Below are 22,451 nucleotides of genomic sequence, written 5' to 3' on the forward strand. Positions count from 1 at the left end.
TCGATAGTGGACCCGAGACGGTATGTGCCTTTTCCCCCGCAGCGGCCGTGAGTCGCGGTCCCGTGGGACGTCCACGCTGTCCGTGAGGCCGGTCGCGAGTCGTTACTCGTATTCGATGGTCGCGGGCGGTTTGTGCGTGACGTCGTAGACGACGCGCGCGACGTTGTCGTGTCCGCCCGTGATGCGGGACTGGATGCGCTGGAGGGTCTCCCAGTCGATCTCCTGCGCTCTGGCGGTCATCCCGTCGCGGGATTCGACCGAGCGCACGCTCACGACCCAGCCGTGCACGCGGTTGTCGCCTTTGACGCCCGTCGCTTTTCCGATCACCGCGGCGAGCGCCTGCCAGGGCTCGTACTCTTCGAGTTCGTCCTCGACGACGTGGTTCGCCATGCGGGCAACGTCGAGTTTCTCCTCGGTGACCTCGCCGATGATTCGCACCGCGAGTCCGGGGCCGGGGAACGGCATGCGTTCGGCGATGATCTCCTCGAGGTCGAGGTCGCGTGCGACCTCCCGGACCTCGTCCTTGTAGAGGTCGCGCATCGGTTCGACGATGCCCTCGAAGTCCACGACGTCCGGGAGTCCGCCGACGTTGTGGTGGCTCTTGATGGTGCCTTCGCTCTCGATGCGGTCCGGGTAGATGGTGCCCTGGACGAGGTAGTCCGCGTCCACGTCCTTCGCGACCGTCTCGAACTCGCGGATGAACTGCTCGCCGATGACGTGACGCTTCTCTTCGGGGTCGGTCACGCCCTCGAGTTCGTCGAGGAAGCGGTCCTTCGCGTCGACGATCCGGAGTGAGTCCATGTAGGAGAAGACCTCCCGGATCTGGTCGGTCTCGCCCTCGCGCATCAACCCGGTGTCGACGTAGACGGGCGTGAGCTGGCTCCCGATCGCTTCGTACGCGAGCGCGGCGGCGGTCGAGGAGTCCACGCCACCCGAGAGTGCGATGACGGCGTTCGCGTCGCCAACCTGACTGCTTATTTCCTCGATTTTCTCGTCGATGAAGGAGTCGACGTCCACCATCAGGCGGTCACCTCCTCGTGTTCGTCGGCGTCGCCATCGACTGCGCCGTTGTCGGCGCCGTCGACGCCGGCGCGCTCCATGACGGCGTCGAGCAGGCCGACGAACGGCGGACTCGGGCGGCCGGGTCGAGAGCGGAACTCGGGGTGGAACTGCGTTCCGAGGAAGTACGGGTGGTCCTCGTGCTCAAGTATCTCCATGCGGTTACCCGCGCGCCCGGAGAAGACGAGTGGCGTCTCCTCGAAGTCCTCGAAGTACTCGGGGTTGACCTCGTAGCGGTGGCGGTGGCGTTCGGTGCAGACGTTCGCGTCGTAGACGTCCGCGGCGAGCGTCCCCGGCGTGATGTCGGTCTGGTGCGCGCCGAGACGCATCGTTCCACCCATGTCGTTGACCTCGTACTGCTCGGGGAGGATGTCGATGACGGGGTCGGGTGTGTCCGGGTCCATCTCCGCGGAGTCCGCCTCGTCGTACCCGAGGACGTTCCGCGCGTGCTCGACGACCGCCATCTGGAAGCCGAGACAGAGCCCGAGGAACGGCACGTCGTTCTCCCGCGCGTAACGGATCGCCTCGACCTTCCCCTGGGTGCCTCGCGACCCGAAGCCGCCGGGGACGACGACGCCGTCGCACTCGCGGAGGCGCTCGCGGTTCTCGCCGTCGTCGTCGCCGTCGATCATCTCGTCGGAGTCCACCCAGTGCACGTTCACCTCCACGCCGGCGTGCAGGCCGGCGTGCTTGAGCGCCTCGTTCACGCTCATGTACGCGTCCTCGAGGTCGTACTTCCCGACGAGCGCGACGTCGACGCTTCCGTCGCGGTCGCGCGTGACGAGGTTCCGCCACGTGTTGTCGCGCTCGGGGACCGACAGCGCGCTCCCGAGGAGGTCGAGTTCCTGCATGACGTACTCGTCGAGGCCTTCCTCCTCGACCATCAGCGGGACGTGATAGATGTCCTCGACGTCCGGGTTCGAGAACACCGCCTCGGTGGGGACGTCACAGAACAACGCGATCTTCTCTTTGGTCTCGGCGTCGAGCTTGTCCTCGCAGCGCCCCACGAGGATGTCCGGCTGGAGTCCGATGGACCGGAGTTCCTTCACGGAGTGCTGGGTGGGCTTGGTCTTCTGTTCGCCGTTCTTCGAGTACGGGACGAGCGTGACGTGGGTCAGCAGGAAGTCCTCCTCGTCCTCCTCGTGCGCGAACTGTCGGAGCGCTTCGAGATAGGGCATCCCCTCGATGTCGCCGACGGTGCCGCCGATCTCGACGATGCAGACGTCCGTGCCTTCGGCGGCCTCGCGGATGCGGCGCTTGATGTCGTCCGTGATGTGGGGGATGACCTGCACGGTCTTCCCGAGGTAGTCGCCCGAGCGCTCCTTCTCGATGACGTGCTTGTACGTCTTCCCCGTGGTGACGTTGTGGTCGAACGTCATGTCCTCGTCGAGGAAGCGCTCGTAGTTCCCGAGGTCCAGGTCGACCTCGCCCCCGTCCTTCAGGACGTAGACCTCCCCGTGCTGGTAGGGGTTCATCGTGCCGGCGTCGACGTTCAGGTACGGGTCGACCTTGACCGCGGTCACGTCGAATCCGGCGTTCTTGAGGAGACGGCCTGTGCTCGCGGCGGTGATACCCTTCCCGAGCCCGGACATCACGCCACCTGTTACGAAAATGAACTTGTTCCCGAGCGTCGGGTCGTACTCGGTGTCGGACTCCTTCGGCATACCGAGTGTGCGCGAGGCCGCCCCAAAACCATTTCGGAGCACCCCCGGCGTGGCGCTCGTTGCCACGGTGGCCAAACGCCTACGTCGACGCGGGGAGACGCTCCGAACATGGACGTTCGTCCACTCCGGGACGACGAGGTCGGGGCGCTCCACGACGACTGCTGGCTCCCCTTCGGGCTCGAGATGCAGGAGCTCGACGCGCACGACGCGCTCGCCGACGACCTGGACGCGGTCCGCGACGCGAACGTCGCGTACCGCCGCGACCAGCACGCGAGCGACGACTCGCTGACCGTCGTCGCCGTCCCCGAGACGGACGCGGAGCGACGACCGCCCGAGCGCGCCGACGCGCTCGCGGCCCCCACCGTCGACGACTCGACCACCGTCGCTGCGGGGACGCTCGACGACCCGGCGCGGTTCGCGGCGTACGCGTTCGCCGAGGTCGGGTCGAGCCCGCCGGTGTTCGCGCGCGGCGACCCACTCGTGGTACTCGAGGTGTACGTCCGCCCCGAGTACCGCGGCGACGGCCTCGCGGGTCGCGTCATGGACGCCGTCGAGGCCTGGGGCGCCGACCGCGGGTGCGAGCGCGCGGAACTGCACGTCAGCGCCCGCAACGAGACCGCCCAGCGCCTCTACGAGGCACGGGGCTACGAGGTCTTCATGCAGAAGCGCCGGAAACCGCTCTGAGAGCCGGCACCGTCGAGTGGTTCCCGATGCCGTCCGTCAGTCGTCGTCCGCGACGCCGCCGCCCGACGACCCCCCGCCGTCGTCGACGTGCTCGAGCGGCGCGCTCTGCCAGTACTCGTGGGTGTCGTCCGTGCGGAAGCACGCCGCGTCGTGGTTCGCGCCGACGTCGTAGTCCGGCGGCAACTCCCGCTTGCAGGCCTCCCTGGCGTGCGGGCATCGCGTGTGGAACCGACAGCCACTCGGCGGGTTCCGCGGCGACGGCACGTCGCCCTCGAGGGTGCCGCCGCGACGCCCGTACTCCTCGACGCTCGCGCGCGGCACGCTGTCCAGGAGCGCCTGCGTGTACGGATGCTGTGGGTCCTCGAATATCTCGTCGACCGGTCCGGTCTCCACGACCTTCCCGAGGTACATCACCGCGACGCGGTCCGAGATGTGCCGGACGACGCTCAGGTCGTGTGCGACGAACAGGTACGTGAGCCCGAAGTCGTCTTGGAGGTCCTCGAGGAGGTTCAGGACCTGCGCCTGCACGCTCACGTCGAGCGCGCTCACGGGTTCGTCGAGCACGATGAACTCGGGGTCGAGCGCGAGCGCTCGCGCGATACCGATGCGCTGGCGCTGCCCGCCGGAGAACTCGTGGGGGTACCGGTCGACCTGCCGCGCCGACAGCCCGACGCGCTCCAGGAGCTCCTTCGCGCGAGCGGTGCGTTCCGCGCTGTCCGCGAGCCCGTGGATGCGGAGGCCCTCGGTGACGATCTCGCCGACCGTCATCCGCGGGTCGAGGCTCGAGAACGGGTCCTGGAAGACGATCTGGGCGTCCTGCCGGAACTGCGTTCGCTCCCGCGAGGTCATCTCGAAGACGTCGTCGCCGTCGAACCGAACCGAGCCACCGGTCGCCTCGCGGAGCGCGAGCAGCGTCTCGCTCGTCGTCGACTTCCCACAGCCGGACTCGCCGACGAGCCCGAGCGTCTCCCCGCGCTGCACGTCGAAGGACACGCCGTCGACGGCCCGTACCGCGCTGGGCTCCCGCCCGAGCAGGCGGTCGAACAGCGTGTCGTTCTCGAAGTAGTACTTCTCGAGGTCCTCGACCTCGACGAGGGCGTCGTCAGTCATCGGCGGCACCTCCCTCGGCGGGCGCGTCCGTCGCCTCGGGGTCTTCCTCGAAGTAATCGTCGGGGAGCGCGGTCGCCGGGTCGTACTCGCCGTCGGCGAGCACGCACCGCGCGGTGTGGTCGGGGTCGCCGTCGACCGGGCGTTCGGCCGGACGTTCCAGACAGGCCTCCATCGCCTTCGGGCAGCGGTCCGCGAAGTAACAGCGGTCGGGCATCTCGCTGTCGACGAGGTTCGGGACGTTCCCCTCGATGGGCTGGAGTCGCGGCGCCGGGTCCTCGACGTCCGGGATCGAGCCCAGTAACCCCTGCGTGTACGGATGCGTCGGTTGCTCGAAGACGTCCGCGAGCGATCCGCGTTCGACGACCTCGCCGGCGTACATCACGCCGACGCGGTCGCACATCCGCGCGATGACGCCGAGGTCGTGCGTGATGAGGACGACGCTCATCCCGCGGTCGCGCTGGATGTCCCGCAGCAGGTCCAGTATCTGGGCCTGGATGGTGACGTCGAGCGCCGTCGTCGGCTCGTCCGCGAACAGGACGTCGGGTTCGCCGGCGAGCGCCTGCGCGACCATCGCCCGCTGGAGCATCCCGCCCGAGAACTGGTGGGGGTACTCGTCGGCGCGCTCCACCGGGTCGGGGATACCGACCTGCTCCAAGAGTTCGATGGCGCGCTCGCGGCTCGCGTCGCTCGTGTACTCGCGGCCGGGGACGAGCGTGTCGACGATGAGCTTCCCGAGCCCGTACCCCTGGGTTCGCGAGCGCGTGCTCCGGGGGTTCGCGGACGCGCGCCGCTGCACCTCGACCGCTTCGGCGATCTGTTCGCCGACCGTCAACGACGGGTTGAAGCTGCTCATCGGGTCCTGGAAGATCATGCTGAACTTCGGGCCCCGCAGCGACCGCCGGACGCCCTTCGGGAGCCGTCGGAGGTCGACGAAGTCGCCGTCGACCGCGTCGGGCGTGCGCTCGCGGAACTCCTCGGCGAGGTCGGGTTCCCGGAGCCATACCTCGCCGTCGGTGACGCGTCCGGGCGACTCGATGAGGTCGATCGCCGACAGCGCCGTCACGGACTTCCCGGAGCCGGACTCGCCGACGATACCGAGTATCTCGTCCTCGCGGACGTCGAAGCTCACGGACTCCACGGCGTTCACCTGGCCCTCCTCCGTGAAGAACCGCGTCGTGAGGTTCTCGACGCGCAGGCGGTCGCGCTCGTGGCCGGTATCCCGGTGCGCTCGCGGGCTGGCGTCGCGCTCCCGGGTGGAGTCCCGCCCCGCGTTCGGCGTGACGTCGCGCTCGCCGGGTGATTCGCGGCTCATACGCCACCCTCCCCCTCGATACCGGGGTCGAGCGCGTCCCTGAGCCAGTCACCGACGAGGTTCAGGCCGACGACCGTGATGACGATCGCCAGCCCCGGCATCGCCGCGATCCACCACGCGGTCGACTGGTACTGGCGGCCGAGCGCGATGTCGAACCCCCAGGAGACGTTCGCCGACGAGAACCCGAGGAACGACAGCGCGCTCTCCAGGAGGATGATGGCCGCTATCTGGATGGTGCCGAGCACGAGGATGGGCGTGATGGCGTTCGGGAGGACGTGCCGGGCCAGTATCTTCGCGTCGCTCGCACCGAGTGCGCGAGCGGCCTTCACGTACGACTGCTCGCGCAAGCTGAGGGCTTCGCCGCGCGCGACCCGCGCGAACCACACCCAGTTGACGAGCGCGACGACCACGATGATGGTGCCCGGCAGCGTCGTGGTCTCTGGCATCCCCGTCGGGAGCCCGATTGCGGACCGAACCGCTTCCGAGAGCCCGCTCTGGACGAACGGGTCGGGGATGGACTGTTCGAGCGAATCCCCGAGCACGCCGATGAGCGCGATGGCGAGGACGATGGAGGGGAACGCGAGCATCACGTCCGCGCTCCGCATCAGGACGTCGTCGACCTTCCCGCGGTAGTAGCCGGCGACGAGCCCGACGCTGACGCCGACGAACATCGCGAGCGCCGTCCCGAGGAACCCGACGAGCAACGACACCCTGGCGCCGTATATCAGTCGGGAGAGGATGTCGCGGCCGTTCCCGTCGGTCCCGAGCGGGTGCGCTATCGTCGCGTTCTCGTAGACGGTCCGGTTCTCCGTGAGTATCTCGCCGTCCTCGAAGACGACGCTCCCGTTCTCCTGCACCGGGACCTCCTGGACCGTCGCCTTCGTGAAGCCGAGCGGCGGGAGGCGTGCCTCCTCTAAGTTCTGCGTGCCCGGTTTGTCTGGCGCGACCAGTGGCGCGAACACCGCCACCAGGAGCACGATGACGACGACGACGATGCCGACCTTCGCCAGGGCGTTCCGGTTCAGGCCGCGCTTCAGGCTCCGGACGGTGCGTGGCGACACCAGCCCACGCAGGCCGTCACCGAAGGGAAGCCTCGCGAACAGCCAGCCGAACAGTTCCGAGATCATACGTGGAGTAGTTCCGATATCATGCGTGGCGTAGTTCCGCGTTCATCCGTCGAACCCCACCCGCGGGTTCACGTACGAGTACAGCGTGTCGACGACGATGTTCACCACGACGAACCCGACGGAGATGACGATGAGCGACCCCTGCACCATCGGCCAGTCCCGCGAGTTGATGCTGTTGATGAGCACCTGCCCGAGTCCCGGCCAGTCGAAGACGAATTCCGTGATGACCGCGCCGCCGATAAGCGTCCCGAGCTGGAGGCCGACGACGGTGATGATGGGGATGAGCGTGTTCCGGAGGACGTGCCGGTAGCGCACGAGCGACTCCGGGAGGCCCTTCGCTCGCGACGCCCGGACGTACGTCTTCCCGAGTTCGTCGAGCATCCCGCTGCGCGTCAATCGCGTGATGAGCGCCGTGAAGTACGTCCCGAGCGTGATCGCGGGGAGCGTGATGTACCACAGCCACGTCACGAACCCGGCCCCGGCTGCCTCGAGCTCTCCCGAGAACAGGAAGGTGAGGACGGCCGGGAGGCCGATGGCGCGCTGGCTCGTCGGGAACCAGTTCAGCTGGACGGAGAGGATGATGATGAGCATCACGCCCAGCCAGAAGTTCGGCGTGCTGATGCCGGCGAGCGAGAACAGGGTCGCGCCGTAGTCCGGCGCCTCGTGGCGGTTCGTCGCGCTGACGACGCCGAGCGGGATGGCGATGATGACCGCGACGACGGTCGCCGCGACCGCGAGTTCGAGCGTCGCTGGGATGGACCGCGCGACGCGCGCGGTGACCTCGGTGCCCGTCGTCAGGGACGTGCCGAGGTCGCCGACGGGGATGCCGCTGATGAACTCCCAGTACTGGACGTGTAGCGGCTCGTCGAGCCCGAGGTCCGCGACGACCTGCCGTCTGACCTCCGGGTCGACGTCCGGCGGCAGCAGGACGTTCGCGGGGTCACCGGGCGCGATGACGCGCAGCCCGAACACGATGGTGACGACGCCCCAGACCACGAACGCGCCCTGCAACAGTCGCTTCGTCAGGAACCGAGCGAACGACATCGAGTTACTCGGCGGGGCTCATCGCGTAGGCGTCGATGCGCTCGTCCGACCGGGGCTCCCAGTCGACGCGAGAGCTGACGCCGTAGACGCTGAACTGCTGGTTGAGGAAGATCCACGGCGCTTCCTCGTGCGCGAGCGCGTTCGCCTCCTCGAGCGCGCTGATGCGTTCGTCGCCCGTCGAGTTCCCGGCGGTCTCGAGCAGCGAGTCGAACTCGTCGTTGCTCCAGGACGTCAGCGCGCCGTTCGTCGACAGGAGCGCGGTCATGACGAGCGCGCCCTCGAACGTCGCTTCGCCCCACCCGATGAGGTACCACGGCGGTTTGTCCTCGATGTTCCCGGTGAGGAGTTCGTCGACGAGCGACCCGAAGTCGCGCTGGTTGACGGTCGCAGTGACGTTCGGGAGTTCGTCGATGTAGCCCGCGACCGCTTGCGCAATCTCGAGGTCCTTCAGGTACCGGCCGACGGGCGTGTTCAGTTCGATTTCGACGCCGGCGTGCCCGGATTCCTCGACGAGGCGTTCGGCTTCGTCGGGGTCGTAGGGGTACGGGTCGACGTCGTCGTTGTGCCCGACGAACTCCGGCAGCGTCGGCTGCCCGGTCTGCGCACCGAACCCGCCGAGGACGTTCGAGACGATGCTCTCCAGGTCGATGGCGTAGTTCATCGCCTGCCGGAACTGCTTCGAGGAGAACGGTTCGACGTCGTACCGCATCGCGTTGTAGATGATGCGCGTGCTCGGCGCGGCGGCGACGCTCCCGGCGTCGCTGTTGTTGATGCGGTTGACCTCCTGCGGTGGGACGTTCACGATGACGTCGGTCTCGCCCTGGAGGAGCTGGTTGACGCGCGTACTGGACTCGCTCGCGGCCTCGAACGTGAGTTCGGAGACCTGCGCGGGGTCGTCCCAGTACTCCTCGTAGCGCGTGAGGACGACCTGTTCGTCCTGCGTGTAGCTGTCGAGCTGGAACGGCCCGGTGCCGTTCATCTGCTGGCCGATCTCGGACTTCGACCGTTCCTCGACCCAGGACTGCTGCATGATGTCGCAGTACGTCGCGAACTCGCTGAACACGATGGGGTTGAGGCCGTCGAGCTCGACGCGCACCGTCGTCTCGTCGACCGCTTCCGCGCCGCTGACGCCCGCGAGCTGGTCGCTCTGCGGGCTCGCGAACCCGACGGACTCGTCGACGATGCGGTTGATGCTGTAGGCCGCGTCCGCGGCGACGAACGTATCGCCGTTGTGGAACGTGACGTCCTCGCGCAGCTGGAACTCGGCGGCTGCTTCGCCCTCGACGCGCGACCAGTCGGTCGCGAGCGCGGGCTGGGCTGCGCCCTCGGCGTCGCGCGTGATGAGGCCCTCGTAGGCGTGCAGCATCACGACGTCCGTCGGCGTCTCGCGGTGGTCGTGTGGGTCGAGCCCGGAGGGCATGTTCCCCTGCGTGACGCTGACGGGGAAGTCCGGGAGGTCCATCCCGTCGTCGCCGTCGCCGCCGTCGCCGCCGTCGCCGCCGTCGCCGCCGTCGCCGCCGTCGCCGCCGTCGCCGCCCGTGGTGGTGTCCTCGCCGCCCTCGTCGTCGTTCCCTCCCAGGCAGCCGGCGAGTGCCGCCGCAACCGCGGTGCCGCCCGCGTACTTCAGGAAGTCGCGCCTTCGGGTGTCATTCTCTGGCATGTCCCGTACTACCGACGACACGGATATAAAACCACCGTAGGAATTGACCGGCGGCTCCGGCCTCTCCCCCGACTTTCGACGACATCTTCCCCGAACGAAAACACGAATCGTCGGTCTCGGGTGTCGCCCGCTCTCCCGGCGAGCGGTCGTGCATTCGGGCGCGCCACCCTGTTCGAGGAACCCGCAGCGGAGAAGCAGTTATGTCGCTCCGAGCGCGAATACCGTCGATGCGAACGCACACGCTGGGCGAGGGCGAACCGGCGCTCGCGGTCGTCGTCGGCCAGCACGGCGACGAACCCTGCGGCGAACTGGCGATGGAGCGACTCCTCGCCGCCGACGACCTCCAGGTCACGGGCGCGGTCCTGTTCGTCGTCGCGAACGAGCGCGCCGCCGAGGCCGGCGACCGGTTCGTGGACGTCGACCTGAACCGCGCGTACCCCGGCGACCCCGACGCCGATGCCCACGAGGTGCGGCTCGCGCACGACCTCCTCGACGTCGTCGACGACCTGCCCGTGCTCGACCTCCACTCGACGGTGTCGACGGTCGAACCGTTCGCGCTCTACCAGCGACTCACGCCCGGGACGCGACGGATGCTCGAACGCACCGGGCTCGACCGCGCGGTCGACATCCGGACCGAAGCCGGCGGGATGACCACGCACGTCGACGGCGTCGCCGTCGAATGTGGCCTCAAGGGGAGCGCGGCGGCGGTCGACAACGCGGAGCGAGTGCTCAGGAACGTGCTCGCCGCCTACGGCGTCGTCGACGGCGAGGCGGCCGTCAGCGACCCGACCGTGTTCGAGGTGACCGGGCGCGTCGACGGCACGGGCTACGAGTTCCTCGGCGAGAACTTCGTCGCCGTTCCGGCGGGCACGCCGTTCGCACGACGCGGCGACGACGAACTCGTCGCCGACGACCCGTTCTACCCGGTCCTGATGTCCACTGACGGCTACGAGGACAGCGTCGGATTCCGCGCCACGCGACGCGGCCCGCTCTCCGAGCGTCCCGACGACGACGAGCGCGACTGACGACCCGGCGACGGCGAGCGCCGGGTCCCGATCACCACGACGCTACTCGCGCCTCGCGAGCCGGCGGCCGACGGCGGCGAGGACGAGACCCACGACGAGCGCGGCGAGCCCGGCGATGGCGAGCGTCGAGTCGACGGTCCCGACGCACTCGGGGTGACAGCCCTGCGTCGGGACGCCGGCGGCGAAGACCGCGCTCGCCGGTGCGACGACGAGCCCGACGTACAGCGCGGTCCACCCGAGTTCGGTACTCGTCTTCGAGAGCAGTGACGGCATTCGACCCGACGGTTCGCGGCCGGGACTTGTGGTCGTTGCGGTCGGGACCGCGACGCCCGTCGGCACCGAAGACGGCCGCCGGCCACCCGAACCGTGATGCTCGCCGAGCGCGTCTCTTGAAGCATGCAGGATTCCATCGCGACCCGGCTGGCTGGCATCGAGGTCGGCGACCTCGTCAGGTGGAACGACCGCACCGCGCCGGAGGTCGTCGAGGACGTCAGCGCCGATCACTTCGACGTCCGGACGTCGCAGCACGACTACTATCGGTTCTACGTCGAGGAAGGCGTGGTCGAGAACCGGGGGACCGACGAGCGCGCTCGCGTCGAGTCCTTCGAGGTCGTCGGCGACGTCTGCGACGTCGACCTCTGGTAGCGCGCCACTCTGCTTTCGAGTCCGCGGCGACGACCGACGCTACGCCGTGACGCCCAGGTGCGTCGCGAGGAACTCGGCGGCGTCGACGCCGACCTTCTCGTGCTGGCCGACGAAGTGGTGGTCCGAGCCGTACTTGACGACGGACTGCTGGCAGCGCTCGGCGGCCTCGACGACGGGGATGGAGTCCGCGACCTCGTCGCGTTCGCCGTACCCGACCTGGAGGGGACAGGGAAGGTCCTCGACCACGGCCGAGGCATCCAACTCGTCGCCGAGCCGGCTCGCCGGAGCGAGGACGGCAGCAGCCTGGACGGGGACGTCGACGCTCGCGGCGGCGAGGATGGCGATCGCACCGCCGAAGCTGTACCCGTAGACGCCGACGGCGTCGTAGCGGTCGGCCGCCCACCGGAGCGCGTTCCGGGCGTCCTCGCGTTCGCCGTAGCCGTCGTCCCAGTCGCCGTAGTCGAACCGGAGGCAGTCGACGCCGTGGTCGGCGAGCGCATCGCTGGTGGCGGTGAGTCGGCGGTCGCTCCGGGCCCCACCAAGTTGCGGGTGTGGTGGGCACGCGACCACGCACGCGGTCGCGTCCGTCCCGGCGACGTCGAGGGTCGCGCGGACGTCCCGGGCACCCGGGACGAGCACGACGTCGGAGTCGGTCATGTCGACGCCATACGTCCGGTCGACCCTTGAACGCCCCGGGTCGTGCCCGGAGCCGTCGCGTGGCGGGTCCGTACGGTGCCGAGGCTGTCGCGTGGAGTCGAACCGGGTGCGGCCTCCTCTCTCCCTCATGGAGGAGGCACCCGGCCGCCCGCGTCCTGGCGACGCTGCGGTCGCAACGGAGCTGCCCCCGTTGCAGGGGGGTCTATGTGACGTCCCGCAAAATCCCCCGAGCATGGACTATCATGTTCATAGTCAACATGTAACGCGTTCTTCCTTTGTGACCGACGCATACCCATTCGAAACCTGACGCTTTTAAGGTCGTGGCTGCTAGGAAACGGGTATGGGAATCCTGTCTCGGGCATCGTACATCATCCGGTCGAAACTGAACTCGATCCTCAACCGCGCGGAGGACCCGGGGGAGACGCTCGACTACTCCTACGAGCAGATGCGCGACCAACTCCAGCAGGTCAAGAAGGGCATCGCGGACCTCACGACGCAGAAGAAGCGCCTGGAGATGCAGAAGAAGCGCCTCGAGGAGAACGTCGAGAAGCACAACGACCAGGCTCGCGAAGCCGTCAAGCAGGACCGCGAGGACCTGGCGCGCAAGGCCCTCGAGAAGAAGAAGTCGAAGATGAACCAGATCGAGGAGCTGGAGTCCCAGATCGCGGACCTCCAGAACACCCAGGACCAGCTCGTCGAGAAGAAGGAGACGTTGCAGCAGCGCATCGAGGAGTTCAAGACCAAGAAGGAGTCGATGAAGGCGCGCTACGAGGCCGCGGAGGCGAGCGCGCGCGTCAGCGAGGCGATGACGGGTGCGGGCGACGAGATGGAGGACGTCGGGCGCTCCATCGAGCGTGCAGAGGAGCGCACGAACGACATGGAGGCTCGTGCCGCTGCGATGGACGAACTCCACGACTCGGGGGCGTTCGAGGACGTCCTCAGCGACAAGGACTCCATCGACCGCGAGCTCGAGCAGGTGTCGACGGATTCGAGCGTCGACGCGGAGCTGGACACGCTCAAGGCGGAGATGGGCAAGAGCGAGCCCGCGGAGACGGAAGCCGAGACGGAGACGGAGACGGAGGCGGCCGACGGTGGGGGCGCGAGCGAGGACGCCGGCGGCGAGGTCGCGGACAGCGAGGTCGAGGCGGAACTCGAGGAACTGCAGGACGAGGAGCAGTAGCGACCCGTTCCACGGACGCGGTCCCGGGACGCGTTTCGCGGCGTCGATTGGCCGGACTGTTTTGACGGACGCGGTCGAACTGTGGAGGCATGAGCGACGACCCCGAGCAGCCGAGCGACACGATGCGCGAGCGCGCGGCGGCGAGTTCGCGGAAGCTACGGGTCCTGATGGGCGTGAACCGGTGGGTGCTCGCGTTCGCCATCGCGGGGTTCGTGTTCGCGACCGTCGTCGTCGTCGGCGTCGTGCATCCGACGGAGGCCATCCGGATGCTGCGCACCGGCGACCCCGTCGAGACGCTGTTCCAGGCGTTCGTCGGCGCCATCATCACGGGCGTGACGCTCGTGCTGACGTTGAACCAGCTCGTGCTCTCCCAGGAGCTCGGCGCGGTCGGCGATCAGCGCGAGCGCATGGAGGGCGCGATGTCGTTCCGACGGGACGCCGAGGACGTGTTGTCGTCGGCGGCGGCACCACCGGAGCCGTCGGCGTTCCTGCGGTCGCTCGTGGACGCGAGCGCGGACCGGGCGGACGCGCTCGCCGACGCGGTCGAGGACGCGGACGCGAGCGACGAGTTCGTCGACGCCGTCGACTCGTTCGCGAGGGACGTCGCGGGGAACGCGAACGCGGTCGGGGACGCGCTGGAGGGCGAGCAGTTCGGGACGTTCGACGTCATCTTCGCGGCACTGGACTACAACTACTCGTGGAAGCTGTACGCCGCACGGCGACTCCGGAACGAGTATGCCGACGAGTGCACGGACGCGGTGAACGCGGCGTTCGACGACCTCACGGCGGCCCTGGAGCTGTTCGGGCCGGCACGCGAGCACTTCAAGACGCTTTACTTCCAGTGGGAGCTCGTCGACCTGTCGCGAGCGATCCTCTACGCGGCGATCCCGGCGCTCGTGGCGTCGGTGTCGATGATCGTGTTCTTCGAGCCGGAGGCGTCGTTCCTCGCGGGGGAGACCGCGGGGTTGTCGCACGCACTGGTGGTGGTCGCGGCGGGGTCGACGGTGGCGGTGTTCCCGTTCGCCATCCTGCTCTCGTACGTCGTCCGCATCGCGACGGTGACGAAGCGCACGCTCTCCATCGGGCCGTTCATCCTCCGGGAGACCGACCGGAGCGCGGACCTGGACTGGGACAGTGCGACCATCGACGACGACGGCGACGCCTGAGTCGAGGCGGGTCGTCGCGGGCCGGTCGTCGCTCGCGCCTTTTTTCTCGCCGCGTCGGGTAGTCGACGTATGCGATTGCTGTTCGTGCACGTCGACGCGGTGGCGCTCTCCCGGGGCGACCGAGCACTCGACCAGGACGACGCGGGCGAGCGCGCGGCGACGGTACCGGCCGAGAGCGCGGTCGCGTCGGCGTCGTTCGCGGATGCGCTCGTCGCGTTCGCGACGGTCGAGTCGGGGGACGGGACGGCGGCGGGTGCGGTCCGCGCGGCGGCGGCGGACGCGGTCCGGGAGACCGCGGCGGACCTCCGGGTGGACGACGTCGTCCTGATGCCGTCGGCGCTCCTGAGCGACCGTGCGGCGCCGCCGGCGGCGGCCGCGACGGTGTGGGACGGGTTCCCCGCGGCGGTCGTGGGCGACGCGGGGACCGGGCGCGCGCCGTCGGCGGGGTTCGAGACGACGGTGGCCGGGTTCGGGTGGCGGTACGCACTGGACGTGGCGACGAAGGCGCATCCGTTCGCGACGGCCGCACGTACCGTCGACCCGGCGAGCGCGGCCGCCGTCGCGAGCGAGACGCGCGAGCGCTCCCCGACCGAAACCTCGTGGACGGTGGTCACGCCGGACGGTGGCCGTGCGGCGCCTGCGGCGTTCGTCGCCGACCACGGCCCAGCCGAGGGCGTCGTCCGCGCGATGCGTGCGGTCGTCCCGTCGCTCGACGCGCCGGCGCGGACGACGAGCGCGCCGTCGGGGGAGCGCCCGCCGGACCGCGGGGACCGCGCTCGTGCGCTCGGCGTCGCCGACCGCGACCCCCTGGACCCGGCGGCCCGGTTGCGGCCCGCCGGCGCGTTCGTCCGCGACCGGCTCGGGGACGCGGTCGCTGCCGTCGTCGAGGCGCGCGACCCGGCTCCGCAGCGCGTCGCCGGACCGCGTGCGCTCGACCTCGCCGACGACGCCGTGCGGGCGTACGCGGCGACGCTCGGCGTCGACGGGTACGGGGTGGCGCTCGCCGACCGACGGGTGCTCCCGGACGCGCTCGGCGCTGGAACGGCGCTCGCGACGCTCGCCGACGCGGGCGTGGGCGCGACCGACGCACCCGTGGCCGCGTTCGACGCGGACGCGCCGGCGCCCGCCGCGACCGGGTCGTGGTCGGCGACCGCCACCACCGCTGGCTTCCCGACGGCGGGGTCGCGCGCACCGGCGATCCATGAGACGTCCGCGACCGTCGCGGCCGCTCGCGACGCGGTCGCCGACCACGCCGCGCTCGCCGTCGCGCTCGCCGAGGCCTCCGGCCTCGACCCGCTCCCCGTCGTCACCGTCTCCCCGAGCTTCGACGGCGACGAGGCGTGGACGGACGCGCTCGCGGCACGCATCGACGCGCCCGTCCTGGTCCGCGTCGACGACGAGGCGCCCGCGGCGTGGCCGCTCCAGGTCGAGACCGCGGTCGCCACGCCAGAGGGCGACGCGCTCCGGACGGGCGTCGTTCGACTCGACGACGACGGCCTCCGGCAGTTCGCGCCCGACGTCGACCGCGTTCCCGTGGTCGTGCACGCCGCGCCCGCCGGGGCGCTCGACGCGACGCTGGCCGCCGTCTGCGACGCCAGCGCGCCCGCGATCACCGACGAGGATTCGGCCGCGGCCGCGAGCACGTCGACGCCGCTCCCGGACTGGCTCGCGCCGACGCAGGTCAGACTCGTCCCCGTCGCCGACGAGCACGTCGACCGCGCCACGGCCATCGCCGACGCGCTCGCAGCGGCCGGCGTCCGCGTCGACGTCGACGACCGCGCGCTCTCGGTCGGTGCACGCATCGGGACCGCGGAACGCGAGCGCGTTCCCCGATACGTCGTCGTCGGCGACGACGAATCCCCCGACGCCGCCCTGCCGGTGACCGACGTCGCGACCGGCCGGGAACGCGAGCGCGACGTCGACGACCTCGCCGCAGCGGTCGCGGACGCGGTCGCCGAGTCGACCGTCGACGACGCGGCGTCGACCCCACCCGCGACCGCACCTCGACCGAGGCGGCTGTCCGCGCGCCTCGCGTTCGACGACGCCGAGGAGTGAACAGCAGGCGCTGGGGAACGACCGTCCATCGAGAGCCCGGGCGACGACCGGCGGCTAATTCGAGCCGGCGCGACCCATAATCTTAATACTCCGACTTCGGATGGTTGCATCGTCATGCTCGACGGGTTCGTCACGGCTGGCCTCGGCGTGCTGCTGGCCGTGGGTGCGTGGGGACTGTACGCCGGGCGGTTCGACGCGCGCGGCGGCCGCGGGCAGCTGTTCGTCGACGACGTCGCGTACCTGACGCGCGCCGACCTCCGCGAGCCTTCGCGGCTCCTCGACCCGTCGAAGGCCGCGAACATCCTCATCGCGGCGCTCGAGACGCTCCTGCTCGTCATCGCGACCGTGACCGTCGTCGCGGTCGCCGCCCGCACGAACCCCGCGCCGTGGTTCCTCGCGGTCGCCGCCGTCGGCGTGCTCGTCGGCGGGTACCTCGTCTTCCGCGGCGTCTACGTCCGTCTCGGGTTCGCGGTCCCGGAGCCCGCGCGTACCGTGAACGCGTTCGGTGCCGGGTTCGAGCGCGTCGCCGGCACCGACGCCGCCGCGGACTTCACCGCCATCCACGACGCGATGGGGCGGACACGCGCCACCGGCGACTCCGACGCCGCGACCGCCGCCGTCCTCGCCGCGGCACGCGCCGACGTCGACGCCGACGAGTTGCGGGACTGGGCGGCCGACAGCGGCCTCGCCAGTCCCGCGTCCGTCGACGCGCGCGTCGACGACCTCGCGACCGCCGGCCTGCTCGACCCCGACGCGTTCGCGCTCGCCGACGACCGCCTCGCGACCGCCGACCCCGAAGACGTCGCCGCGGCCGCAACCACTGCAGTCGCCTGAATCGACCCGCGGGCTCGCTCGCCGTCAGCGCTCGACGGCGCCCGTGCCGGCGTGCTCGTCGAACGCGATGGCGCCGCCCTCGCGGACGGGGCCGTCGTAGGGGTCGTCGGCGAGCAGTAGCGACCCGTCGAGGTCGACGTGGTCGCACAGCGGCGCGAGGTGCGCGCCGGCGGCGATGGCGGCGTTCGATTCGACCATGCACCCGAGCATCGTCTCCAGGCCGTGCGCTCGTGCGGCGGCGAAGAGGTCGCGGGCGGCCTGCACGCCACCGCACTTCATGAGCTTGCACGTCACGATGTCCGCGCGATTCGCGATCTGTGGGACGTCGCTCGCGGTGACGCAGGACTCGTCGACCGCGATGGGGAGCGGCGACCGCTCGTAGACGTACCGGAGGCCCTCCGGGTCGGTCGCGGGGACGGGCTGTTCGACGAACTCGACGCCCGCGTCCGCGAGCCAGTCTGCCTTCCGCACCGCCTCTTTCGGGGTCCACGCCTCGTTCGCGTCCACGCGGAGGGTGGCGTCCGGCGCGCCCTCGCGGACGGCGTCGACGACGGCGCGGTCGCGGTCCGTGCCGACCTTCACCTTCAGCGTCCCGTAGCCTGCCGCCGCCGCGGCCTCGGCCTTCTCCCGGATGCGGTCGGTCGTGTCCAGCCCGATGGTGAACGACGTGTCCGGCGCGCTCGCGGGGTCGAGACCCAGATACCGGTGGAGTGGGACGTCGAGGCGCTTCGCGACGAGGTCGTGGACCGCGATGCTGACCGCGGCGCGCGCGGCCGGATTGTCGTGCACCGCGCGCTCGCATTCGGCCTCTATCCGGCGCGTCTGGAACGGGTCGACGTCCGCGACGGCGGCTTCGAGGTCGGGGAGCACCGCCTCGACGGTCGCCGCGGTCTCGCCGTAGTGGCGCGACGGCGCGGCCGCGCCCACGCCAACCACGGCGTCGCTCCCATCCTCACCAGTGGCGTCGTCGCGAACGCGAACGACGACGTTCTCCGCGACGTCCTGGCTCCCGCGGGAGATGGTGAACGTGTCCGCGAGCGGGAGGTCGACGCGCTCGACGTCGAACTCCAGGGTCATAGCACCGCCTCCAGGACGCGCTCGCGGTCGTCGTCGAACCGGACGAGGTCGCCCGCGGGCACGTCGAGCGCGGTCTCGTACGCCGCGACCGCGCTCCGGGCGTCGCCGTCGTCGTCGACGTCCACGGTGTTCAGCGCGCCGGCGACGACGTCCGCGTCGTGGACGGGCGCGGCGAGGGACTCGTAGAGGTCGACGTACGTCCCGGGCGCCTGGAGCGGGTAGTCCTCGTACCCGTGGACGACCTCGCGGCCGGCGGCGTGACAGAGCACGAGCGAGTCGGGTTGCGCGCCGTGGAGGATACCGCACGTCACGGCGGAGTACGCCGGGTGCGTGATGGACCCCTGGCCTTCGACGAACAGGACGTCGTGGTCGTCGCCGACCTCGAGCACCATCTCCTCGACCGCACCGGCGGTGAAGTCGCTGACGACGCGGTCGACGCACGTCCCCCAGCCCTCTATCATGATGCCGGTCTGGCCCGTCGGGACCACGGCGGCGTCCACCCCTCGGTCCTCGGCGGCGCGCGCGAGCTCCTCGGTGACGGTCATCTTCCCGACCGAGCAGTCCGAGCCGACCGTGAGCACGACCTCGGCGTCCACCTGGCTCGCGACGCCCTCCGCGACCCCGAGGTCCTCGGGTGGCCGGCGGACGTCGTCGATCTCGCAGTCGTGCTCGGCGGCGAGCGCGGCGAACTCGTCGTCCTCTGCGAGAAAGTAGTGGAGGCCGGAGACGACGTCGCCGCCGCGTTCGAGCGCGGCGCGGACGTCGCCGCGCCACGACTCCTCGAACCCGCCGCCGATGGGCGCGATACCCACGAGGAGCGCGTCCGCGTCCGGCGCGTCCGCCATCGACGCGACGATGGGGGCGTCCTGGACGCCCGCGACGTGGTCGCTGACGCGGTCGCCCGCGTTGTCGCGGTCGAGGACGGCGACGACGTCGTGGTCGCCGTAGCGGAGCACGCCGAGCGCGGTCTTCGCGCGCCCGGGGAACTGCTCGTGGGCGAGTATGACTAGCTGCATACCCCCGACGAAGACCGCCCCTCGCTTGAACCTTGTCGGTAGCGGCAGTGCTGCGTCGGCCGAGCGCTCGTCGGTCGACCCACTACGGCCGTCCGTCGGTCGACTCACCACGGCCGTCCGTCGGTCGACTCACCATAGACGTCCGCCAGTCGACGCGCCCGGCGACCGATTGCTGTCGCGTCCCCGACACTCGCCGTCGGACGTGGACCTCGCCCACGACCACCCTTCGGTACCACAGAGGCGTCGCGGTGATTACCGGAAACCCCAACCGGAATCGGCGAGAGGCTTTATGCCGTATTCTCTCGTACATCCTGTCGATTCGATGCTCGCGGTCCTCGCGTCGCCGTACGTCATCGGGCTCGTGCTGGCGACGGTGGCGACGCTGGCACTCGGTGCCGCCGCCTACCGGCACCGCAACCGGCCAGCGTCGCGGCCCTTCGGCGCGCTCTGCGTCCTCCTCGCCGCGTGGGCGGCGACGACGTGCGTCGGCCTCCTCGTCGAGACACAGGGCACGCGACTGTTCCTCGAACGCATGCACTGGGTGTACGCCGCGATGGTCCCCGTGTTCTGGCTGTGGTTCGCGTTCGAGTACTCCGGGTACGGTCCCGAACTCACGCCCCGCCGGTTCGCGCTCCTCGTCGCCCCGACCGCGGTCTTCGTCGCCGTCCTCTTCGCCGACCCCGGAACGCTCGTCTGGTCGTCCTACGAGTTCCGCGAGGTCGGCGGCCTCTACGTCGTCGACCACAACCTCGGACCGCTGACGCTCGCACTCAGCCTCTACCTCTTCGTCGTCACGTTCGCCGGCGCCGCCGTCATCGTCCGCTTCGGCCTCACCGCCGGCCACCTCTACCGCGACCAGACGGTCGCACTCCTCGTCGGCGTCGCCACGCCCATCGTCGTCTCGCTGTTCTCGATGGTCGACCTGACGCCCATCCACGGCCTGAACGTCACGCCGTACGCGCTCGCCGTGTCCGCGATAGCGTTCGGGAACGCGATGTTCCGCTACGAGTTCCTCGAGAACGCCCCCGCGACGCGCCGGTTCGGCCAGCACGTCGTCACGAAGAGCCTCCGCGACGGCGTGCTCGTCGTCGACGACCGGAACCGCGTCGTCGAATGCAACCCCGTCGCCGGCCGCATCCTCGACGTCGACCCGGACGACGCGCTCGGCGCGGAGATCGACGACCTCGTCGACGAGGACACGCTCGTCGACGGGACGTTCGACCAGAACGCGCACCTCTGGAACGCGAACGGCACGCGCCGGTACGCCATCGAGCAATCGCCCGTCGTCGACCAGCACGACCACGAGGTCGGTCGCGTGTTCGTGTTCCGGGACGTCACCGAGACCGAGCGCCGCGAGGAACGCCTCGCCGTCCTCAATCGCGTCCTCCGGCACAACCTCCGGAACGACATGAACGTCGTCACGGGGCGCGCTCGCGAACTCGGGGCGCGACTCGGCGGCGAAGACGCTGCGACCGCGAGGGAGATCGCGGCGGTCGCCGACGAACTCGTCGAACTCTCGCACAAGGCGCGGACCGTGGAGACGATAATGGCGAACGACGCCGCCGAGACGCGGTCGCTCGCGGCACTCGTCGGCGACCTCGTCGACTCGACGGCCCACGCGTATCCCGCGGTCACGTTCGACGTGGACGTCCCGGACGTCGCCGTCGCTCGAAGCACGGTCGTGTACGCCGTCGTCTCGAACATCGTCGAGAACGCGGTCGAACACGGCTCTCCCTGCTCCCGGCGTCCCGACGGGAACGCCGTCGAGCACGCCCCCGACCGCGACGGCACGTGCTCGGTCCGCATCGACGGCCGCGTCGACGGCAAGGTCGTCGAACTCACGGTCGCGGACGACGGCCCGGGCATCCCGGACGTCGAACTGGCAGCGCTCCGCAGCGGCGAGGAATCAGCGCTCGAACACGGCAGCGGCCTCGGCCTCTGGATCGTCGCATGGGGTATCGAACGCCTCCACGGCACCGTGTCGATAACGGTCGACGACGGCACGTCCGTCACGCTCGAACTCCCCATCGCGGGAACGTCGCGCGACCCCGAGGCGGACGACGACCGCTGGCGCGGCGACGACGGCACGCTCTAAGGTGGCAATCAGTGGCGACGACGGCACGCTCTAAGGTGGCAATCAGTGGCGACGACGGCACGCTCTAGGGTAGCAATCAGTGGCGACGACGGCACGCTGTAGGCGGGAGCGGTGAGCGAGTCCGTCGTCACGTGCCCGTCAGATCACGCGCAGCGTCGTCGTGAAGAACTCGTAGTACGCGTCGTCGAGCGCTGGTTTCGGGTCGCCGCTGGCGTCGACGGCCGCGGTCGCGGTCGCGTCGACGTCGAGCGCGTCCACGAGTCGGGCGTCGCCGACGACGTACAGTCGGTCCGCGTCGACGTCGCGGATGGCGGCCTCGCAGTCCGCGAGGTGCTCGTCGATCTGGGCGTCGCGGCGACGCTCGAAGCGCCCCTGCGAGAACCCGCCCTTCGAGTGGTCGCCCTTCACGTCGCTCCGGAACCCGTGGAATGAGCGGCGGTCGTGGCCGTCGTACTCGCCGACGGCGAACACGCCGGCGCGGACGAGTGCGAGCGCGAACGACCCCGTCGGCCGCACCCACTCGTCGTCGACGCGGAACTCGTCGCCCCACTCGCAGAACGCCTCGGGTGGCGCGGGGACGTCGAGGGTCGCACTCACGAGCCCGGCGTCGTCCACGACCGCGAGACACGGCGCGGCGCGTTGCACGAGCGCGGCACGGTCCCCGAACGCCTCGGCGACCGCGTCCGGGAGGTCGTCGTCGTCGACGTACGCCGTCAGCGCGCCTTCTTCGCCAGCGTTCACGCTCCGGAGGCGCGCGAGCACCGCGTCCAGGCGCTCGCCGCGTACCGTCTCGACGCGCCGGTACGACAGCGACGCGTCGCCGTCGCGGTCGCGTTCGCGCGCCACCGCTCCCTCGAGCTGCGCGATCTTGTCCTCGAGGCGGTTCACGCGCTCCTCGGCGTCCTGGCGCGCGCTCGCCGCCTCCGACCGCCGGCGCTCCTCGGCCTCGTACTGCTCGCGGAGCCGTCGCTTCTCGTCCTCGAGCTCGTCGATGCGGTCCTTCAGGGCGGCGCGCCCGAGCAACTCGTCGAGCATCATCTA

Annotated in this window: 20 protein-coding genes; 8 read left to right on the forward strand and 12 right to left on the reverse strand. The window is 70.3% G+C overall.

Annotation, left to right across the window (positions count from 1 at the left end):
• Window positions 1-102: 102 nt before the first annotated feature.
• Both guaA and pyrG read right to left on the reverse strand, forming a co-directional pair.
• Complete coding sequence (gene guaA / locus LI336_RS12625; protein WP_227133492.1) at window positions 103-1,020, reverse strand: glutamine-hydrolyzing GMP synthase; 918 nt, start codon at window positions 1,018-1,020, stop codon at window positions 103-105.
• The gene (gene pyrG, locus LI336_RS12630; protein ID WP_227133493.1) at window positions 1,020-2,723 is read right to left on the reverse strand and encodes a CTP synthase; all 1,704 of its coding nucleotides are present in this window, start codon (window positions 2,721-2,723) and stop codon (window positions 1,020-1,022) included. Before pyrG ends, guaA begins: the two co-directional genes overlap by 1 nt.
• 108 nt (window positions 2,724-2,831) lie before the next feature.
• On the opposite strand from pyrG, the gene LI336_RS12635 reads away from it, so the two are divergent.
• Window positions 2,832-3,407 (forward strand): GNAT family N-acetyltransferase, encoded by a 576-nt coding sequence (locus tag LI336_RS12635; protein ID WP_227133494.1) that lies wholly within the window; start codon window positions 2,832-2,834, stop codon window positions 3,405-3,407.
• 36 nt (window positions 3,408-3,443) lie between these two features.
• On the opposite strand, the gene LI336_RS12640 is transcribed toward LI336_RS12635, so the two are convergent.
• The 5 genes from LI336_RS12640 to LI336_RS12660 form a co-directional block, all read right to left on the reverse strand.
• Complete coding sequence (locus tag LI336_RS12640) at window positions 3,444-4,517, reverse strand: ABC transporter ATP-binding protein (RefSeq protein WP_227133495.1); 1,074 nt, start codon at window positions 4,515-4,517, stop codon at window positions 3,444-3,446.
• Window positions 4,510-5,829: an ABC transporter ATP-binding protein gene (locus tag LI336_RS12645; RefSeq protein WP_227133496.1), complete on the reverse strand. Its 1,320-nt coding sequence runs from the start codon at window positions 5,827-5,829 to the stop codon at window positions 4,510-4,512. Before LI336_RS12645 ends, LI336_RS12640 begins: the two co-directional genes overlap by 8 nt.
• The gene (locus LI336_RS12650; RefSeq protein WP_368408384.1) at window positions 5,826-6,893 is read right to left on the reverse strand and encodes an ABC transporter permease; all 1,068 of its coding nucleotides are present in this window, start codon (window positions 6,891-6,893) and stop codon (window positions 5,826-5,828) included. Before LI336_RS12650 ends, LI336_RS12645 begins: the two co-directional genes overlap by 4 nt.
• A 105-nt stretch (window positions 6,894-6,998) precedes the next feature.
• Window positions 6,999-8,000, reverse strand: coding sequence for an ABC transporter permease (locus tag LI336_RS12655; RefSeq protein WP_227133498.1), 1,002 nt, complete (start codon window positions 7,998-8,000; stop codon window positions 6,999-7,001).
• 4 nt (window positions 8,001-8,004) lie between these two features.
• A complete protein-coding gene (locus tag LI336_RS12660; protein ID WP_227133499.1) occupies window positions 8,005-9,660 on the reverse strand; it encodes an ABC transporter substrate-binding protein in 1,656 nt (551 codons plus the stop codon).
• A gap of 227 nt (window positions 9,661-9,887) precedes the next feature.
• Between LI336_RS12660 and LI336_RS12665 the strand changes: the two genes are divergently transcribed.
• Window positions 9,888-10,685 carry a M14 family metallopeptidase gene (locus LI336_RS12665; protein ID WP_227133500.1) on the forward strand — a complete coding sequence of 266 codons (798 nt, stop codon included), beginning with the start codon at window positions 9,888-9,890 and terminating at the stop codon, window positions 10,683-10,685.
• A gap of 42 nt (window positions 10,686-10,727) precedes the next feature.
• Here the strand turns inward: LI336_RS12665 and LI336_RS12670 are convergent, their stop codons facing one another.
• On the reverse strand, window positions 10,728-10,958 hold the full coding sequence (locus tag LI336_RS12670) for a hypothetical protein (protein ID WP_227133501.1): 231 nt from the start codon (window positions 10,956-10,958) through the stop codon (window positions 10,728-10,730).
• A gap of 123 nt (window positions 10,959-11,081) precedes the next feature.
• Here LI336_RS12670 and LI336_RS12675 point away from each other — a divergent pair, with 123 nt between their 5' ends.
• Window positions 11,082-11,330 carry a hypothetical protein gene (locus LI336_RS12675; RefSeq protein ID WP_227133502.1) on the forward strand — a complete coding sequence of 83 codons (249 nt, stop codon included), beginning with the start codon at window positions 11,082-11,084 and terminating at the stop codon, window positions 11,328-11,330.
• Between the two features lie 39 nt (window positions 11,331-11,369).
• Here LI336_RS12675 and LI336_RS12680 read toward each other — a convergent pair whose 3' ends face one another.
• Window positions 11,370-11,987 (reverse strand): dienelactone hydrolase family protein, encoded by a 618-nt coding sequence (locus LI336_RS12680; protein ID WP_227133503.1) that lies wholly within the window; start codon window positions 11,985-11,987, stop codon window positions 11,370-11,372.
• Between the two features lie 340 nt (window positions 11,988-12,327).
• Here LI336_RS12680 and LI336_RS12685 point away from each other — a divergent pair, with 340 nt between their 5' ends.
• From LI336_RS12685 to LI336_RS12700, 4 genes are all read left to right on the forward strand, one after another.
• Window positions 12,328-13,167, forward strand: coding sequence for a PspA/IM30 family protein (locus LI336_RS12685; RefSeq protein WP_227133504.1), 840 nt, complete (start codon window positions 12,328-12,330; stop codon window positions 13,165-13,167).
• 89 nt (window positions 13,168-13,256) lie between these two features.
• Window positions 13,257-14,333 carry a DUF7972 family membrane protein gene (locus LI336_RS12690; RefSeq protein ID WP_227133505.1) on the forward strand — a complete coding sequence of 359 codons (1,077 nt, stop codon included), beginning with the start codon at window positions 13,257-13,259 and terminating at the stop codon, window positions 14,331-14,333.
• Between the two features lie 69 nt (window positions 14,334-14,402).
• Window positions 14,403-16,388, forward strand: coding sequence for a threonyl-tRNA synthetase editing domain-containing protein (locus LI336_RS12695; protein ID WP_227133506.1), 1,986 nt, complete (start codon window positions 14,403-14,405; stop codon window positions 16,386-16,388).
• Window positions 16,389-16,502: 114 nt separating this feature from the next.
• A complete protein-coding gene (locus LI336_RS12700) occupies window positions 16,503-17,222 on the forward strand; it encodes a transcriptional regulator TbsP domain-containing protein (RefSeq protein ID WP_227133507.1) in 720 nt (239 codons plus the stop codon).
• A 24-nt stretch (window positions 17,223-17,246) separates the two neighbouring features.
• On the opposite strand, the gene LI336_RS12705 is transcribed toward LI336_RS12700, so the two are convergent.
• Window positions 17,247-18,299: a dipeptide epimerase gene (locus tag LI336_RS12705; protein WP_227133508.1), complete on the reverse strand. Its 1,053-nt coding sequence runs from the start codon at window positions 18,297-18,299 to the stop codon at window positions 17,247-17,249.
• Window positions 18,296-19,315, reverse strand: a complete 1,020-nt coding sequence (locus LI336_RS12710; protein ID WP_227133509.1) for an N-acetyltransferase DgcN family protein — start codon at window positions 19,313-19,315, stop codon at window positions 18,296-18,298. Before LI336_RS12710 ends, LI336_RS12705 begins: the two co-directional genes overlap by 4 nt.
• Before the next feature lie 322 nt (window positions 19,316-19,637).
• Between LI336_RS12710 and LI336_RS12715 the strand changes: the two genes are divergently transcribed.
• A complete protein-coding gene (locus LI336_RS12715; protein WP_227133510.1) occupies window positions 19,638-21,410 on the forward strand; it encodes a sensor histidine kinase in 1,773 nt (590 codons plus the stop codon).
• A gap of 138 nt (window positions 21,411-21,548) precedes the next feature.
• On the opposite strand, the gene LI336_RS12720 is transcribed toward LI336_RS12715, so the two are convergent.
• The gene (locus LI336_RS12720; RefSeq protein ID WP_227133511.1) at window positions 21,549-22,445 is read right to left on the reverse strand and encodes a Vms1/Ankzf1 family peptidyl-tRNA hydrolase; all 897 of its coding nucleotides are present in this window, start codon (window positions 22,443-22,445) and stop codon (window positions 21,549-21,551) included.
• Window positions 22,446-22,451: the final 6 nt, after the last annotated feature.

This window comes from Halorubellus salinus (assembly GCF_020567525.1).
Lineage (GTDB): Archaea > Halobacteriota > Halobacteria > Halobacteriales > Natrialbaceae > Halorubellus > Halorubellus salinus.